At 63.4% G+C, this 16,333-nt stretch carries 13 protein-coding genes; 5 read left to right on the forward strand and 8 right to left on the reverse strand.

Going from position 1 to position 16,333, the window contains the following annotated elements:
- From truA to prmB, 5 genes are all read right to left on the reverse strand, one after another.
- A complete protein-coding gene (gene truA / locus ACFPN2_RS36715) occupies positions 1–822 on the reverse strand; it encodes a tRNA pseudouridine(38-40) synthase TruA (RefSeq protein ID WP_380606036.1) in 822 nt (273 codons plus the stop codon).
- Positions 823–985: 163 nt separating this feature from the next.
- Positions 986–4,009, reverse strand: a complete 3,024-nt coding sequence (locus ACFPN2_RS36720; protein WP_380606038.1) for a motility hub landmark protein FimV — start codon at positions 4,007–4,009, stop codon at positions 986–988.
- Between the two features lie 176 nt (positions 4,010–4,185).
- Positions 4,186–5,208 carry an aspartate-semialdehyde dehydrogenase gene (locus ACFPN2_RS36725; protein ID WP_380606040.1) on the reverse strand — a complete coding sequence of 341 codons (1,023 nt, stop codon included), beginning with the start codon at positions 5,206–5,208 and terminating at the stop codon, positions 4,186–4,188.
- A gap of 179 nt (positions 5,209–5,387) precedes the next feature.
- Positions 5,388–6,494 carry a chorismate synthase gene (gene aroC, locus ACFPN2_RS36730; RefSeq protein ID WP_380606042.1) on the reverse strand — a complete coding sequence of 369 codons (1,107 nt, stop codon included), beginning with the start codon at positions 6,492–6,494 and terminating at the stop codon, positions 5,388–5,390.
- 104 nt (positions 6,495–6,598) lie between these two features.
- Positions 6,599–7,606 carry a 50S ribosomal protein L3 N(5)-glutamine methyltransferase gene (prmB, locus tag ACFPN2_RS36735; protein ID WP_380606044.1) on the reverse strand — a complete coding sequence of 336 codons (1,008 nt, stop codon included), beginning with the start codon at positions 7,604–7,606 and terminating at the stop codon, positions 6,599–6,601.
- Positions 7,607–7,633: 27 nt separating this feature from the next.
- On the opposite strand from prmB, the gene ACFPN2_RS36740 reads away from it, so the two are divergent.
- The 3 genes from ACFPN2_RS36740 (at position 7,634) to epmA (ending at position 10,196) form a co-directional block, all read left to right on the forward strand.
- Positions 7,634–8,272, forward strand: coding sequence for an SCO family protein (locus ACFPN2_RS36740; protein WP_380606046.1), 639 nt, complete (start codon positions 7,634–7,636; stop codon positions 8,270–8,272).
- A complete protein-coding gene (asd, locus tag ACFPN2_RS36745; protein WP_380606048.1) occupies positions 8,269–9,150 on the forward strand; it encodes an archaetidylserine decarboxylase in 882 nt (293 codons plus the stop codon). The genes ACFPN2_RS36740 and asd overlap by 4 nt, the downstream gene beginning before the upstream one ends.
- An 89-nt stretch (positions 9,151–9,239) precedes the next feature.
- Complete coding sequence (gene epmA, locus ACFPN2_RS36750) at positions 9,240–10,196, forward strand: EF-P lysine aminoacylase EpmA (protein WP_380606050.1); 957 nt, start codon at positions 9,240–9,242, stop codon at positions 10,194–10,196.
- Between the two features lie 80 nt (positions 10,197–10,276).
- Here the strand turns inward: epmA and ACFPN2_RS36755 are convergent, their stop codons facing one another.
- Both ACFPN2_RS36755 and ACFPN2_RS36760 read right to left on the reverse strand, forming a co-directional pair.
- Positions 10,277–11,260, reverse strand: a complete 984-nt coding sequence (locus tag ACFPN2_RS36755) for an aldo/keto reductase (RefSeq protein ID WP_380606052.1) — start codon at positions 11,258–11,260, stop codon at positions 10,277–10,279.
- A gap of 133 nt (positions 11,261–11,393) precedes the next feature.
- Entirely contained in the window at positions 11,394–13,991 is a 2,598-nt protein-coding gene (locus ACFPN2_RS36760; RefSeq protein ID WP_380606054.1) for a serine/threonine-protein kinase, read from the reverse strand.
- Positions 13,992–14,119: 128 nt separating this feature from the next.
- Between ACFPN2_RS36760 and ACFPN2_RS36765 the strand changes: the two genes are divergently transcribed.
- Complete coding sequence (locus tag ACFPN2_RS36765) at positions 14,120–14,602, forward strand: GAF domain-containing protein (RefSeq protein WP_380606755.1); 483 nt, start codon at positions 14,120–14,122, stop codon at positions 14,600–14,602.
- Positions 14,603–14,612: 10 nt separating this feature from the next.
- On the opposite strand, the gene efp is transcribed toward ACFPN2_RS36765, so the two are convergent.
- Entirely contained in the window at positions 14,613–15,188 is a 576-nt protein-coding gene (gene efp / locus ACFPN2_RS36770) for an elongation factor P (protein WP_129780537.1), read from the reverse strand.
- A 73-nt stretch (positions 15,189–15,261) separates the two neighbouring features.
- On the opposite strand from efp, the gene epmB reads away from it, so the two are divergent.
- Complete coding sequence (gene epmB, locus ACFPN2_RS36775; protein ID WP_380606057.1) at positions 15,262–16,311, forward strand: EF-P beta-lysylation protein EpmB; 1,050 nt, start codon at positions 15,262–15,264, stop codon at positions 16,309–16,311.
- Positions 16,312–16,333: the final 22 nt, after the last annotated feature.

Genomic DNA, 16,333 nt, shown 5'->3' on the forward strand with positions numbered 1-16,333 from the left:
CTATACTTGGTCCCGAACCTGCGGGCAAGTTGCCGGGACCGGCGCCAAAACTGTGAATTCCGGCTCGCTGGGCAGTTTCAAGGCCGCGGCGTAGCGGATGCCCGCCAGGTACAAGCCGCCCGGCACGGCGGTCACGCCGCCCAGCTTCCGATCTTTGTAGCCCAACACCTGGGCCGTCCAGTCCACCGGCCGCTCGCCGGTACCGATCGCGATCAGCACGCCGGCAATATTCCTCACCATGTGATGCAGGAAGGCGTTCGCGCAGACCGTCAGAATGACCAGTTCGCCATGCCGCGTCACTGAGATTTCATGCAGGTCACGCATGGGGGTCCGCGCCTGACACTGCGCGGCGCGAAAGGATGAAAAGTCGTGCAGGCCCACCAGATGTTGGGCCGCTTCGTTCATGCGCTGCTCGTCCAGGTGCTCGCGGACCCAGGCTGCGCGGTGGGCGTTCAGCGCCGGGCGCGGCACGCGGTTCAAGATCACATATCTATAGCGACGCGCGATGGCTGAGAAGCGCGCGTGGAACCCTTCCGGCACTTCGCGCGACCAGAGAACACTGACTTCCTTCGGCATGTTCGACACGGCGCCGAGCAGCCAGGAACGCTCGGTGCGATCTGCGGTGGTGTCGAAGTGAACGACTTGCATGGCCGCGTGCACACCCGCGTCCGTGCGGCCCGCCGCGACGACTTCCACGGGATGATCGGCCACCACCGACAGGCCCTTCTCCACCACGGCCTGCACTCCAGTGGCGTGCAACTGCGACTGCCAGCCAGCGAAGCTGCTGCCGTCGTATTCAATACCGAGCGCGATTCGGGGCATTCAGAGGTTTGGCAATGGAAAGACGCGGGAATGAGAGTTCAGCGCTGCCGCGTAATTATCGCAGGGTCTGCCGCCGACGTATCGGCGACTGTCGGGAAGGGGGTATCTCCTCCCGGCAGCTAGTCTGTGGGAAAGGCCGGGCGACAGCCCGGCCGTCAAATTATCAGCGAATGGAATCCATGAGCCGCTGAGCTTCCTGCTTCTGGCTCGGATTACCTTCCGACAGCACCTCGTCGAGGATGCTGCGGGCACCGTCCGGGTCGCCCATGTCCATGTAGGCGCGGGCCAGGTCGAGCTTGGTGCCGACCTCGCTCATGGTGACCGGCTCGAGCTCGGACAGCTCCATTTCGGTTGCCATGGCGTGACGCTGCGTCGGCTCGCGATCCTCGTGCGAGGACAGCGGCTCGCCCACGTCGAGATCGAGGCCGCCGCGCGGCACTTCCTGCGTGCGGTCGTCGCTGCCGAACACGTCGCCCGAGAAAATGTCCTCGTCCTTGCGCGGATGACGCACGGTGTCCGAGTTCGGGCGGGCATCGCTCAGATCGTCCAGATCCAGGTCGATGTCGGTCATCGCCAGCGAGCTCTTCATCGACGCCGTCGAGTCCACGTCCGGACGTGGATGCTCGGCCGTGTCACCGCCGCCGGTCAGATCCACCTGATCGATATAGATCGTGCCGGTGCTCTCGATGTCGCCATCGAAGCGCTCCGCGACGCGCGGCGCTTCCATCGTGCGATCGAAGCTGCTCAGCGACGGCGCCAGCTGGGTCATTTCATCGTCGCGCAGCGGCCGCACGTCTTCGATCGTGTCCTTGTCGAGCGAATGCGTGTCTTCCAGCGCGCGGCCCTGATCGAGCGAGTCGGCGTCGAGGCCGAGATCGTCGATGGACAGCTCGGCGGTATCGCCGGTGTTGGTGCCCTTGCTGAACAGCGCGTTGTCGACCTTCTCGCGCACGGTCGAGGCCGCGCGATCGATCATCGGCGATTCGATGGTCGGCGTTTCCTGCGTGCGGGCCAGCGCGTCGATTTCACGCGTGCGCTGTTCCTGAGTGTCGTCGTCGTTCGGCTCGTCGAGCAGGAAGTCCAGATCGCTCGCGACCTGGGTCGCGTCGTTCGGACCGCGGCGCTCGCCGCTGGCGAATTCCAGATCCAGGCCCTGGCGCTCTTCGCCGTTCGGCTCGGCAAACAAATCGACGTCGACGCGGTTCTCGCCGCCTTCGAGGTTCACGTCGACCAGGCCGACATGACTGCCTTCGCCCTGGAACATGTCGTTCTCGGGGGCGATCTGCTTGCCCATGATCAGGACCTTGTCCCACTCGCCCGGCGCGGCATCGTCACGCGTCTCGTACAGATCGCGCGCGGTGTCGAGGAACAGATCCTTGTTGCCCCAGACGAAGTAGATCTCGAGCAGCTTCAACTTCAGGTCGCGACGCGACGGCTCGCGATCGATGGCGATCTTCACCAGATCCGCGGCCTGGTCGTACAGACCGTACGCCATGTGGAAGTCGGCCTCGGCCAGCGCGTCCTGCTGATCGAAGCGGACCGCCGACTCGCTGCTCATCGTGTCTTCGACAGCGCGGGCAGCGGCCGGAGCGGCCGCGGGCTCGAAGCCACGTGCCGGCTCGCGACGCAGGGTCTGCGGCGCGGGCTCATCGAAATCCAGATCTTCGTCGAGGTTGGTCTTCACCAGACCGGCGTCGTCCTCGCCTTCCACGAGGAACGCGTCGGCGCGACCGCCCTTGTTCGACGGCGCGAGCGCACGGGCCGGACGTTCGGCCGGCGGATCGAACGCGAGCGGCGACGACAGCGAATCGAGCGAATCGTCCTCGCTCTCGCGACGACGGCGCATGAACAACACACCGATGACGACGGCGAGGCCGAGCGCCACGACCGCCCACCAATACTCAGTGATGCGTTCGACCAGCGACGGCTCAGGGGTCTCCGTAACCGGCGGCGTCTGAGCGCGCGGCGTCTGCGGAGCCGGTTCGGCCGTGGGAGCAGGCTGCGGTTCAGCAGTCGGAGCCGGTTCGCTCGGCGTCGGCGCTTGAGCTTCCGTCGGCGGCGTCTGTTCGACTGGCGGCTGCTCGGCAGGCTTCGGCTCGATGTTACGTTGAGCCTGCGCCAGGCCAGGATTCTCGACTTCGAGACGACGATCCGGCGCGGCCGGCGTGCTCGGCGCGGCCGACGTAGACGGCTTCGGCGTTTGAGCCTGCGTCTGCGGAGCCGGGGCCGGCGCGGGCTGAGCCGGCGTTTCTTGCGGCGTCACCAACCGGAGGCGATCGGCTTCCGGCGTGGTGTCGGCAACGACGCCGCCCGACCACTCCGCTGCCTGACGAGCCACTTCCGCGGAAGCTTCGTCGTTGGAGACTGCCTCGATCTCGGACAAATCGGGAATGCGCAGCACGCTGCCGGCGCGCAGACGATTGATGTTGTTGCCGCTGAACGCCTGCGGGTTCGCGCGGAACAACGCGATCATCGTGCGGTTGTTGACGCGACGGTTGCCGGGGTTCGCGGCGGACGCGATCTTCGACAACGTGTCGTTACGCTGAACGGTGTACTCGCTGCCCGGCGAAGCAATGATCATCTGCTGATCGTTGCTCGGCTCGGCGCGCTGAGCGGTCGGCTCAGGCGTACGCTCGGGAGCCGGCGTCGGCGCAGGCGCGGTGGCACGCGGAGACGGAACAGGAGCGGGCTGCTCGGGGGCCGGCGTCGGACGACGCTCGATGCGACCTTCCGCGGTCGTCGCCGACTGCGGCGTCGTGACCGGAGCGGGTGCTTCGTTCTGCGACGGCATGAACACCGGCGGATCGAGCAGCACCGTGTACTCGCGAACCAAGCGTCCGCGGGCCCAGGTCGCCTCGACCAGCAACGTCACATACGGCTCGGTCACCGAACGATTCGAGGTGACTTTGATGGTCGCCTTGCCTTCGCGGTTCCGGCTGACAGCGAAATCGAAGTTGCTCAGGTATTGCGGCCGGTCGATGCCATAGCGCGAGAACACGTCGTTGCTGGCAAGCGCAACCTTCAGGCTGCCCAGCTCCTCCGTGGTCGGCGACAACAGCTCGATTTCCGCATTGAAGGGCTGATTCAGGGCGGAATTCAGGCGAATTTCCCCCAGACCCAGCGCGTACAGCGTCACAGGGGACAGCAGTGCGCCCGTCAGCAGCAGGCGCGGCAGGTGTCTTCTCATCAGCTCTCCCGGTACGTGTCCCGAAGCATCCTTATAGCGATGTGGGGGAGCTTGCCCCTAAGGCGTTATGCAACGACCTTATGGCAAGCGCCCTTGCTACAGATGAACCAGCGCGCTCGCCCTGAAACTCCATGAAAAGTTCATGTGCTTCCTGACTTTAGGCGCGCAACTATAGCTCACAAATACTCTTTCACCAAAATCTCGGCGATTTGGACGCTATTTAACGCTGCTCCCTTGCGAACGTTATCGGACACAATCCACAGATTTAGACCCCGGTCATGACTGATGTCTTCCCGGATGCGTCCCACGAACACCGGATCGGTGCCAGCCGCTTCGGTGACGGGGGTTGGATACCCGCCCGGCTTGCGCTCGTCCATCAGCACCACCCCAGGGGCCTTGCTCAGCAATTCCCTGGCTTGCCCTTCAGTGAGCTTGCGTCGGGTTTCGATGCTGACGGCCTCGGAATGGCCGACGAACACGCCGACGCGGACCGCGGTCGCGTTCACTTTGATGTTCTTGTCCTCGAAGATTTTCTGGGTTTCCCAGAACATCTTCATCTCTTCCTTGGTGTAGCCGTTGTCCAGGAACACGTCGATCTGCGGCACGACGTTGAACGCGATCTGCTTGGCGATCACCTTCGGGGTCACCGAGCCGCCCTTCAGCAGGGTCTCGGTCTGGCCCTGCAGCTCGTCGATGGCCTTCTGGCCGCCGCCCGACACCGACTGATAGGTGGCCACGTTGATGCGCTCGATACCGGCGGCATCGTGCAGCGGCTTCAACGCCACCAGCATCTGCATGGTCGAGCAGTTCGGGTTGGCGATGATGTTGTGCTTCTTGTAGCCCGCGATGGCGTGCGGATTGACCTCGGTCACCACCAGCGGGATGTCGTCCTGATAACGGAACTGCGAGGTGTTATCGACCACGACGCAGCCGGCCTGGCCGGCGCGCACGGCGTGCACCTTCGAAACACTGGCACCGGCCGAGAACAGGCCGACCTGCGCTTTCGTGAAGTCGAATGTCTCGACGTCCAGGACTGGAATGTCTTTACCTTTGAAGCGAATGGTTTTGCCGACGGATTTGGCGCTCGCCAGGGGAAACAGCTCGCCCACCGGAAAATTGCGCTGTTCCAGAATCGACAGCATGTTGCCGCCGACCAGACCAGTCGCACCCAGAACCGCCACATTCCAACGCTTGCTCATGACTCCAGACTCAGTTGCTCACCAAAGCGGCCATCCAGCCCCATGCTGAATAGCCTGCCAAAAGGGGATAGATCTATTTTCGCGGCTACGCCGCGGAAACGACCAATTCGTGTACGAAAATAGATCTGTCCCCTTTAAATCAAACTAGTAGTTCAGTAAATCGGGCCGCGCACACTACCTTAATCACCGCCCGGAAGCAGCGTCTTGAGCGCGAATTTGCTGGTCACATCCGCATTTTGGCCTCGGTGCCTGAGGTAGTGGTCCATCAATACCAACGCCAGCATGGCCTCGGCGATCGGCGTGGCGCGCAGTCCTACACACGGGTCGTGCCGCCCCGTCGTGACGACCTCGACCGGGTTGCCGTCCAGATCGATCGAGCGCCCGGGAACGATGATGCTGGACGTGGGCTTGAGCGCGATGCTCACGACAACGTCCTGGCCCGAGGAAATGCCGCCTAACACGCCGCCGGCATTGTTGGAGAGAAAGCCCTGCGGCGTGATCTCGTCGCGATGCTCGCTGCCCTTCTGGCTCACGCTCGCAAACCCCGCGCCGATCTCGACGCCCTTCACCGCGTTGATGCTCATCATCGCAAAGGCGATGTCCGCGTCCAGCCGGTCGAATACCGGCTCACCGAGCCCCGCCGGTACACCGCTCGCGATCACATTCACCCGCGCGCCGACGGAATCGCCGTCGCGACGCAGGTTGATCATGTACTCCTCCAGCTCTTCCAGCCGCGACGGGTCGGGACTGAAGAACGGGTTGTCGTACACCGTGCTCAACGATTTCGGCTCCAGCACCAGCGGACCGAGCTGCGCGAGGTATCCCTGAATGCTCACACCCAGGCGCTCACGCAGATATTTACGAGCAATGGCGCCGGCCGCGACCCGCATCACCGTCTCGCGGGCCGAGGATCGTCCGCCGCCGCGATAGTCACGAAAGCCGTATTTCTGGTCGTACGTGTAGTCGGCGTGCCCCGGGCGGAACCGATCTTTGATCTTCTCGTAGTCGCGCGAGCGCTGGTCGGTATTCTCGATCAGCAACCCGATGGGCGTGCCCGTGGTGCGGCCTTCGAACACGCCGGACAGGATCTTCACTTGATCCGGCTCTTTGCGCTGGCTGGTGTGCCGGGAAGTGCCGGTGCGGCGCCGCTCCAGCTCCGGCTGAATGTCCGCCTCCGAGATCTCCAGGCCCGGCGGACAGCCATCGACGATGCAGCCGAGCGCCGGCCCGTGGCTTTCGCCGAAGGTGGTGACAGTGAAGAGCTTGCCTAAGGTGTTACCGGACATGGAGCAACGCGGAGAGCCAGTTGGTACGTACGCACATACATACCGATTCTACCCACAGACCGGGTGGCCACGCGCTGCGCCCTGCTCGCGATTTACAGACTTTTTTACGACTTTGCGACCAGCTGTTCTCTGGTAAGCAGGAACACCCCGCCGCCGCCGCGCTCGAATTCGAGCCAGGTGAACGGCATTCTGGGCCGCGCCTCGACCAGCGCATCCTCGGAATTCCCCACCTCGACGATCAATATTCCATGCGGCTGCAGGTGCGCGGCGGCCTGGTCGATGATCCGATGCACGATGTCGAGGCCGTCGCGGCCGCCGTGCAAGCCCATCAGCGGCTCGCGGCGATATTCCTCCGGCAGGCCGGCCAGCTCTTCATCGCCGACATAGGGCGGATTGGAAACGATCACGTCGTAGCGCTCGTCCTTCAATCCGTCGAACACGTCCGACTTCACGGCGCGCACCCGCTCCTGAACGTCATGACGCTCGATGTTCTTGCGCGTCACCGCCAACGCGTCGGGCGACAGATCCGCCGCATCCACCTTGGCTTTGGGAAACGCCAGCGCGCTGGCAATCGCGATACAGCCCGAGCCGGTGCCGATATCGACGATGCGTTTGACCTTGGTGGGATCGATCCAGGGACGAAAGCGCGCGTGGATCAGCTCGGCGATCGGCGAACGCGGCACAAGCACGCGATCGTCGACGTAGAACTCATGGCCCGCGAACCACATGCGATGCGTGAGATAGGCAGCGGGCACGCGCTCCCGAATGCGCCGTTCAATCAGCCCCAGCGCCTTGGTCCGCTGCGCGGCCTTGAGCGTCTGGCCGTACACTTCATCGGCGTCGTCGTGCCGCAGGCCGGCCGCGAAAAACACCAACTCGGCGGCTTCATCGACGGCGTTGTCGGTGCCGTGCCCGAACCAGAGCTCGGCATGCGCGAAGCGCTCGGCGGCGAAGCTGATGAGCTGTGCCACGGTGACCGGCTCGGGCGCGCCCGCGATCGGCGAGGCGGTCGTCGCGGATTTCTTCGCGCTGAGCTTGGTCGAAGTGCCGCGGCCGGGGACGGCGCGCAGCTTGGCGGTGGACTTCCTGGAGGCGGATTTCTTGGCGGGCATGCGATACTTCGCGCCACGAGGAGACAAATGAGTCGAGCAAAAACGATAGGACTCGCGGCGCTGGTCGGCATTGTAGCGATTGCGGCCGGCATGCTGTTGTCGCGTGCACTGCTGGATCGCTCCGGCGGCCCGACCCTGGCCAAGGCCACGCTGATCGATCCAGCCCGGCCGCTGCCGCCCATGGCGTTCATCGACGAGCAGGGCCAGCCCTTCGGCCCGGAGCAGTTGCGCGGTCACTGGAGCATTCTGTTCTTCGGCTTCACGTCCTGCCCGGATGTGTGCCCGACGACGCTCGCGCTGCTGGCGCAAGTGGAGAAGAAGCTCGCCGACATGCCGAGCGAACAACGACCGCACATCGTGCTCGTGTCGGTCGATCCCAAGCGCGACACGCCGGAGCGCCTGGCGCAGTACGTGAAATCGTTCAGCCCCACGTTCACCGGCATCACCGGCGAGCAGGACGCCATTCATGAGTTCGCGCTCAAGATGGGCGTGCCCGTCGCGATTTCGGAGCAGCCGGATGGCAACTACACGGTCGATCACTCCGCCGCGATCTTCGTGGTCGACCCGAACGGCGCGCTTCGAGCCCTGTCCTCGACGCCGCACGAAGTGCCCATCATCGCCGAAGACTATCGCGCCCTCGTCGCCGCCTACCCGCCGTCCACATGAGCGAAGTACCCGAGGTCAGCACTGGCGACCGGCTGTTCGCCGCGCTTCAGTACGTCCTGCCCAAACATCTGATGTCGCGCGCGATCTACGCGATCACGCGCAGCCAGTCGTCGTTCGTCAAGAATACGTTCCTGCGCATCTTCCTGAACCTGTTCGATATCAACATGGCCGAGGCGGCGCAGCCCGATCCGTTTGCGTATCGCACGTTCAACGACTTCTTCACTCGCGCCCTGAAGCCCGGCGCCCGTCCGATCGCGATCGAACAGGAGTTCGTCGTCAGCCCGGTCGACGGCACCGTGAGTCAGGTCGGCGATCTATTGAACGAGTCGATCCTGCAGGCCAAGGGACAGCACTACACGCTGCAGGAACTGCTGGCCGGCGATGAGGAGTCCATCGCCACGTATCGCAACGGCAGCTTCGCGTGTATCTATCTCGCGCCGTACAACTATCACCGCATTCACATGCCGTACGCGGGTACGGCGTTCAAGAACATTTATGTGCCGGGTGAACTGTTCAGCGTCAACGCGTCGACCGCGCGGGCCGTGCCACGCGTGTTTGCTCGCAATGAACGATTGATTTGTGAGTTCACCACGTCCATCGGACGCGTCGCCGTGATTCTGGTCGGCGCGCTGCATGTCGGCAGCATCGAGACCGTGCACTGTGGCGAAGTGAATCCGCCGCCGCGGCGTCGCAAGCGTCCGGAAATTATCGCCAAGGGTGTGGGCCACGAGTTCGACAAGGGTGAGGAGCTCGGTCGGTTCAACATGGGCTCGACCGTCGTGCTGTTGTTCGAGCGCAGCCGCATTCACTGGAATTCGTCGCTGCATCCGAATACGACCGTGCAGCTGGGCCGCCCCATCGCTCGAGTCTCGCAATGAGTAAACGACCGGCACTCAGCCGTTCCATCGTCTGGACCGCGCAATGAGTAACGACTGGCACTCGGCTGTCCCATCGTCTGGACCGCGCAATGAGTAACGACTGGCGGCCGACAGCGCCCATTGCGACGCTCGAGATTCGCGCCACCATGCTGAGGGCCGCGCGCGAATATTTCACTGCCACCCGTGCGCTGGAAGTGGACACGCCGACGATCAGCTCGGCCGCTGTGACCGACGTGCATCTGGCCAGCGTCGCAGCGACCGCCATCGGCCGACAATCTTTCCTGCATACGTCGCCCGAGTACGCGATGAAACGTCTGCTCGCCGCCGGCTGCGGCGACATCTGGCAGATCTGCAAGGTATATCGCGACGGCGAGAGCGGCCGCTCGCACAACCCCGAATTCACCATGATCGAGTGGTATCGGCTCGGCATGGATCATCACGCGTTGATGTCGGATGTCGAACGTCTGATCGGCGCGATGCTGCCGCCATCACGGGCGTTCGATCGCTCCGAACGGCTGACCTATCGAGAGGCCGTCCATCTGCACACGGGCATCGATCCGTTCGACGACCCCATCGAAATGTTGATTGCGAGATTGGAGAGCGCAGAGATCGAAGTGCCGCGCGATGTGAGGAACGATCGCGACGCCTGCCTGGACTTGATCATGGGCATCCTGGTCGGCCCGCAGCTCGGTCACGACCGCCTGACCTTCATCTACGACTATCCCGCTTCGCAAGCCGCACTCGCGCAAATTCGCGGGCCGGTCGCGTCGCGCTTCGAGGCTTACATGGATGGGCTCGAGCTGTGCAATGGCTTTCACGAGCTGGCCAATGCAGCTGAACAGCGCGCCCGGTTCGAACGTGATCTCGCCGAGCGCGCCAAACGCGGTTTGCCCTCGATGCCGATGGACGAACGTTTCCTCGCGGCGCTCGAGCACGGCTTGCCGGAATGCTCCGGGGTCGCGCTGGGCTTCGACCGCCTCGTGATGTGCGCGACCGGCGCCAAACATATCGACGCCGTGCTCGCATTCCCGTTCGACCGCGCCTGATCAGCGACCCACCAACTCGCGAATACCTCGCCCCTGCGCCTGATCAGCGACTATCTCGCGAATACCTCGCTCCCGCCTGATCAGCGATCGACCAGCTTCATGAACGTCTCGTTATAGCGAGGACCGGACACGTCGCCGGCGCCGATGGCGTCGATCTGTTGCATCTCCTGCGGCGTCAACGTGACCGACGCGGAAGCGACATTCTCTTCGAGATACTTGCGACGCTTGGTGCCCGGAATCGGAACGATGTCGTTCCCCTTCTGCAGCACCCACGCGAGCGCAATCTGCGCCGCGGTCACGTCCTTCTTCTTGGCGACCGCCTTCACTTCTTCGACCAGATGTAAATTGCGATCGTAGTTCTCGCCCTGGAAGCGTGGATCGCGGCGACGGAAGTCAGCTTCGTTCGTCGAATCCAGACGGGGCGCCGCGCCAGTGAGAAAGCCGCGACCGAGCGGACAATAGGGCACGAGGCCGATGCCCAACTCGCGCACCAACGGAATGATCTCGGGCTCGAGATTGCGCTCCCACAGCGAGTACTCGCTCTGCAACGCCGAGATCGGATGGACCGCATGCGCCCGCCGAATATTCGCCGCGCCGGCTTCGGACAAGCCGAGATAACGCACCTTGCCCTGCTTCACCAGCTCCGCCATGGCACCGACCGTCTCTTCGATGGGCACGGCCGGATCGACGCGATGCTGATAAAACAAATCGATGTAGTCGGTGTCGAGCCGCTTCAGACTTTCATTCGCGACCTTGAACACGTTCTCCGGCCGGCTGTTGACGGCGCCGAGACGGTCCTTGGAGGTCAGATCGAAGCCGAACTTGGTGGCGACGATGGCTTGCTGACGCTTGCCCTTGAGTGCTCTGCCAAGCAATTCTTCATTTGTGTACGGCCCGTAGACTTCAGCCGTATCGAAAAAATTCACGCCGAGCTCGAGGGCGCGATGAATGGTCGCGATGCTCTCCGCATCGTCGCTCTCGCCGTAGACCTGCGCCATGCCCATGCAGCCCAGACCGAGCGCGGACACTGTCAGACCCTGTGTACCCAATTTACGTTGTTGCATGGTGACCTCGATGGTTCAACTGATCGTCACGGCACGCATTGTCGCCGCCGACCGGTGCGAGGCGGTAATCCGAAGCCGCAGAAAGCTTGCCTAAACATGCGCCTCGCCGCAGCCGTCGACAAGGGCGCGAATGTTACGGAGCGGTGTGATCGGTCCCCTTGAGGGCACTCAACTGACGTTGCACGGCCGCCAGCGCCGGATGGGCCGCCGGCATGATCTTCCGACGCAATGTCGCTGCTTCGTCGAGCAAAGTTCGCGCGCCCGCCATGTCACCCGCGTCGGTACGCAGTTCGGCCAAATTACACAGCGCCTCAGCGAGTCGCGCCGGTTCATCCTGCTTGCGCAAACTCGCGACAGCGGCTTCGAGATCCTGTTGCGCCTCCACTGTCTTGCCAGTCACGAAATTCAAGCGACCGCGCTCGATGGTGACCATCACATGACGACGATCCTTCTGATCGAAGCGCTGAGCGGCAATCGTCTCGGCTTCCGCCAACGCCACGTGCGCATCGGCGAACTTACCCAGCTCGCGTAACGCACCGGCTCGCTCCAGCAACGAGCTCACCAACTGCGGACTGCCCGGGCCGACCGCTTCGCGTTTCAGTGCAATCGCTATATCGGCGTGCTCGAGCGCGTGCACGAAATCGCCGGCCTCACGATACACGCCCGCCAGATTGTGATGCGCGATGGCGAGATCCAGCTGATCCGGCTCGCGGCCCGACTGATAAATGCGCAACGCTTCGAGCAGCGCCTCTTCCGCGCCTTTGTAGTCGGCCTTCGCTCGCAACAGCGTCGCAAGATTGTTCTGCGCACGAGCGACGAGGAAATGATTCTTGCCGAGCATTTCTGTCTGACGCGCGACGAAGCGACGAAACAACGGCTCGGCCTCCTCGATCTTGAACTGGCGCCGCAGGATGTGGCCCAGTGTGTTCAAGCCGTTGCCGTACAGATCGTGACCTTCGTAGACCGCGCCTTCCAGCAGCGGCAATGCTTCACGCGCGTAGCGTTCAGCACGAACGTAGTCCCCCGACTCGCCGTACGTGAACGCCATCCCTTGCAACACGTTGCCCAGCGTTGCGTGCTCCGATTCGGGCAGCGCTCGCGCCCCCTGCTCGGCTCGCAGGTGATATTTGATTGCGTCCTCGAAACGCTGCTCGGCTCGCAAGTTGGTCGCGACGGAATGCAGCAGGAGCACCCACTCGGCATCGTGCTCCAATCCCAATCGGATGCGGATCAACTCCGCCTCGCCGAAGGCCTGCTCCGCCAGAATGAACTTCGACATCGAGTGATGCACATGACCGAGCGCTTCCAATGCCCGCGCCAGCTCGACATCCGTCTCGCCGAACAGCTCCCGCGCCACGCTCACTTGCCGTTCCATCAAGCTCAACGCTTCGGGCATCAATCCCAAACCGCTGTACGACTGCCCCATCTTGCGCATGAGCGCCAATCGCAACCGCGGCTCGTTGTTGAGATCTCGATCAATACGAGCAGCGGCGGCATCGAGCGCATCGCGCGCCGTCACTTCGGCACCGCGCGTCTCATTGGGATTAGCACGACGGAACACGTCGATCATGAACTCGGCGACCGTATCCGCGGCCTTGCGCTCGCGTTGCGCGATGTCACGCTCTTCGGAGAGTCGAACGGTGTAGAACGAGATGACCGTGACGATCATCATCACCGACGCCGTGACTCCCGCGACCGCCCACACATTCCGGCGCAGGAACTTGCGAGCGCGATACGTGAAGGTGTCCGGCCGTGCCTGCACCGGTCGGCCATCGAGATAGTTCTGAATGTCCGCCGCGAGCGCCGCCGCTGACGGATAACGACGGTTCGGATCGCGATGCATTGCCTTGAGCACGATGTTATCCAGATCGCCGCGCAACTCATTGGCGAGGCCGCGTCGGTCGGTCTCAGTGCGAATGCGCGCACTCGGTGGCGCGGGACTGGTGAGACCGACGATTCGCGTGATCTCGCTCAGCGACAGATTCGCGAACTCGAACGGACGCTTGCCGCTCAGCAGCTCGTACAGCAGCACGCCGAGCGCGTAGATGTCTGACGTCGTGCCGACCGGTTGGCCCAGCAACTGCTCCGGGCTCGCATGATCGGGCGTCAACACGCGATCGATCTGCTGTGTCATCGAGGGATCGCTGTCGTGATCCGCGCTCAGCAGCTTGGCGACGCCGAAATCCAGCAGCTTCACCACGCCCTGCTCCGTCACCAGGATGTTCGACGGTTTCAGATCGCGATGGATCACCAGGTTCTGATGCGCGTACTGCACGCTCGCGCACACTTGCTGCATCAACTTGAGCCTGGCTTCGATATTGAGCCGGCCGAGCTTGCAGTAGTGATCGATGCGCGTGCCGTCGATGTGCTCCATCACCAGGTACGGCGTACCATCCGGCATCTGACCGCCATCGAGCAGCCGCGCGATGTTCTCGTGCGTCAGGCGGGCAAGAATCTGCCGCTCAGCACGGAAGCGACCGGCGAGATCCGTCACGGCCGGGCACCACTCGACAACCTTCAACGCCACCGACTGTTGATATTCCTCGTCGGCACGCTCCGCGAAATACACCGACCCCATGCCGCCGCGCCCGAGCAGGCGCACGATGCGATATCGACCGACGATTTCTCCCGGCGGCAGCTCGCGCCGGACAGGCCCTGCAGGGTTTGGATGATCCACAGTGAGATCGAGCGCCGCGTCAGGTGCGCGCTCAGGGCTGACTCCCGGCTCCATAGTTCGTCCGCTGAAGTTTGTTACATGATCGAGCCGTGCGCAGCGTACACGCGCGGCGGGCATTGCTGAAGAAGGAGCATCACACTGCGGGGTACAATGGCGTCACTTGTAATGTTCGGGTTCGCGCCATGCACGAAAGCCACATCGATTCGACCCAACCAAAGTCAGTGCTTTATCGGCAACTAGTCGAGGAGCTGCGCAGTTTGATCGCAGGCGAAGCCGATTGGATCGCCAATCTCGCCAACAGCGCCGCGCTGATATATCACTCGCTGCCCGATTTGAATTGGGCAGGCTTCTATTTACTCAAAGACGGCGAGCTGGTGGTCGGCCCGTTTCAGGGCAAGCCTGCGTGCGTGCGCATCGCAATGGGCAAGGGTGTGTGCGGAACCGCCGCGGCTCAGCGCAAGACTCAACTCGTGCGAGACGTGCACGAGTTTCCCGGTCACATTGCGTGTGACGCGGCGTCGAACTCTGAAATCGTGGTGCCGATGATCCGCAATGGCGAGGTGATCGGCGTGCTCGATCTCGACAGCCCGAAGCTGGCGAGATTCGATGAAGAGGATCGGCAGGGACTCGAAGCGTTCGTGGCGGCGCTGCTCGCCGCCACGTAACTCAGACTGATTACGCCGGCGCCTTCGCGCGAGCGATGTACTCGGCGGTGCGGGTGTCGACGCGGATGTACTCGCCCTGGTCGATGAACAACGGGACGCGCACCGTGGCGCCGGTTTCCAGCTTGGCGGGCTTGCCGCCGCCAGTTGCCGTGTCACCGCGCAGGCCCGGGTCGGTCTCGATGACCTTGAGTTCGACGTGCGCCGGCGGCGTCACGTTCAGCGGCTCCCCATTCCACAACATGACGGTGCAGTTCATGCCGTCCTTCAGCCAGATCGCGCCGTCGCCGAGGGCTTCCTTACCGGCGGTGTACTGCTCGAACGACTCCGGGTTCATGAAGGTCCAGAACTCGCCGTCGGTGTAGAGATATTGCATCTCGGTCTCGACCACGTCGGCCGCCTCGGCGGTATCGCCGGACTTGAAGGTGCGCTCGGTCACCTTGCCGTTCTTCAGATTGCGCACTTTGACGCGGTTGAAGGCCTGGCCTTTGCCGGGCTTGACCATCTCGTTCTCGACGATGGAGTACGGAGTACCTTCAAGCAGGATCTTGACGCCCGACTTGAATTCATTGGTGGAATAACTGGCCATTGGGCACCGAGGGTTAAAGTCTGCGAAAATGGACCGGCCTCGCAGTTCCAGCGGGGCCCGGCAAAGGGCGCAGATGATAGCCGCAACCTCCCACGCAAACCAGTTGGCCACCCCGTTCGACCCCGTTCCCCTCCCGTCCGCCCCCGGCTGGCAGCAATTGCTGGCGGACGCGGTGACCGATCCCCGGGAGCTGTGCACCCTGCTCGAGCTCGATCCGGCCCTGGTGCTGCCCGCCGTAGCGGCCGCCAAGGACTTCGCCCTGCGAGTGCCCCGGAGCTATGTCGCCCGCATGCGCAAGGGCGATCCCAACGATCCGTTGCTGCTGCAAGTCCTGCCCGTTGCCGCGGAAACGCAGCTGGTCGAGGGCTTCGTGACCGACCCGGTCGGCGACATGGACCGACGGGCCGCCCAGGGGTTATTGCATAAGTACCAGGGCCGCGCGCTGCTGGTGACCACCGGCGCCTGCGCGGTCCATTGCCGATACTGCTTCCGCCGGCATTTTCCCTATGGCGAAGAGTCCGCGCTTCAACAGGGCTGGCTCGGCGCCCTCGAGCACCTGCGCGCCGATACGACCATCACCGAGGTGATCCTGAGCGGCGGCGATCCCTGGAGTCTGAGCGATCGACGGCTCAAGCAGCTGACCGACGCGCTCCAGGCCCTCCCCCATATCCGGCGCCTCCGGGTTCATACCCGCTACCCAATCGTGCTTCCGGAGCGGATCGATTCCGGGTTGCTCGACTGGCTGCAGGGCGTGCGGCTGCAGAAAGTGGTGGTCATGCACGCCAATCACGCCCATGAAATCGACGAATCGGTGCGCGAGGCATGCCGGAAGCTGGCGGCGGCCGGCACCACGCTGCTGAATCAGTCGGTGCTGCTCAAAGGGGTCAACGATAGCGTGATCGCCCTGGCCGAATTAAGTGAAGCGCTATTCGAGACACACGTCCTTCCTTATTACCTCCATGTATTGGACAAAGTGAGGGGCGCGGCACATTTCGACCTGCCCGAGTCGCGGGCCCTCGAGCTCCATCGGGAGCTGACCGCCCGGCTGCCCGGCTACCTGGTGCCGAAGCTGGTCCGGGAGATCGCCGGTGCCCCGGCGAAGACCGCCGTCGTGGGTCTTTGAGCCGTAACGAAGAGTTTTTGTG

The organism is Steroidobacter flavus, assembly GCF_042651805.1.
Taxonomy (GTDB): Bacteria; Pseudomonadota; Gammaproteobacteria; order Steroidobacterales; family Steroidobacteraceae; genus Steroidobacter; species Steroidobacter flavus.

Excerpts from the sequence above, each read along its gene's own strand:
- ACFPN2_RS36765 (WP_380606755.1), top strand. The coding sequence starts at position 14,120 with ATGCACGAAAGCCACATCGATTCGACCCAACCAAAGTCAGTGCTTTAT.
- ACFPN2_RS36720 (WP_380606038.1), bottom strand. The coding sequence starts at position 4,009 with ATGAGAAGACACCTGCCGCGCCTGCTGCTGACGGGCGCACTGCTGTCC.
- prmB (WP_380606044.1), bottom strand. The coding sequence starts at position 7,606 with ATGCCCGCCAAGAAATCCGCCTCCAGGAAGTCCACCGCCAAGCTGCGC.
- asd (WP_380606048.1), top strand. The coding sequence starts at position 8,269 with ATGAGCGAAGTACCCGAGGTCAGCACTGGCGACCGGCTGTTCGCCGCG.
- epmB (WP_380606057.1), top strand. The coding sequence starts at position 15,262 with ATGATAGCCGCAACCTCCCACGCAAACCAGTTGGCCACCCCGTTCGAC.
- epmA (WP_380606050.1), top strand. The coding sequence starts at position 9,240 with ATGAGTAACGACTGGCGGCCGACAGCGCCCATTGCGACGCTCGAGATT.
- aroC (WP_380606042.1), bottom strand. The coding sequence starts at position 6,494 with ATGTCCGGTAACACCTTAGGCAAGCTCTTCACTGTCACCACCTTCGGC.
- ACFPN2_RS36755 (WP_380606052.1), bottom strand. The coding sequence starts at position 11,260 with ATGCAACAACGTAAATTGGGTACACAGGGTCTGACAGTGTCCGCGCTC.
- ACFPN2_RS36760 (WP_380606054.1), bottom strand. The coding sequence starts at position 13,991 with ATGGAGCCGGGAGTCAGCCCTGAGCGCGCACCTGACGCGGCGCTCGAT.
- ACFPN2_RS36740 (WP_380606046.1), top strand. The coding sequence starts at position 7,634 with ATGAGTCGAGCAAAAACGATAGGACTCGCGGCGCTGGTCGGCATTGTA.
- efp (WP_129780537.1), bottom strand. The coding sequence starts at position 15,188 with ATGGCCAGTTATTCCACCAATGAATTCAAGTCGGGCGTCAAGATCCTG.
- ACFPN2_RS36725 (WP_380606040.1), bottom strand. The coding sequence starts at position 5,208 with ATGAGCAAGCGTTGGAATGTGGCGGTTCTGGGTGCGACTGGTCTGGTC.
- truA (WP_380606036.1), bottom strand. The coding sequence starts at position 822 with ATGCCCCGAATCGCGCTCGGTATTGAATACGACGGCAGCAGCTTCGCT.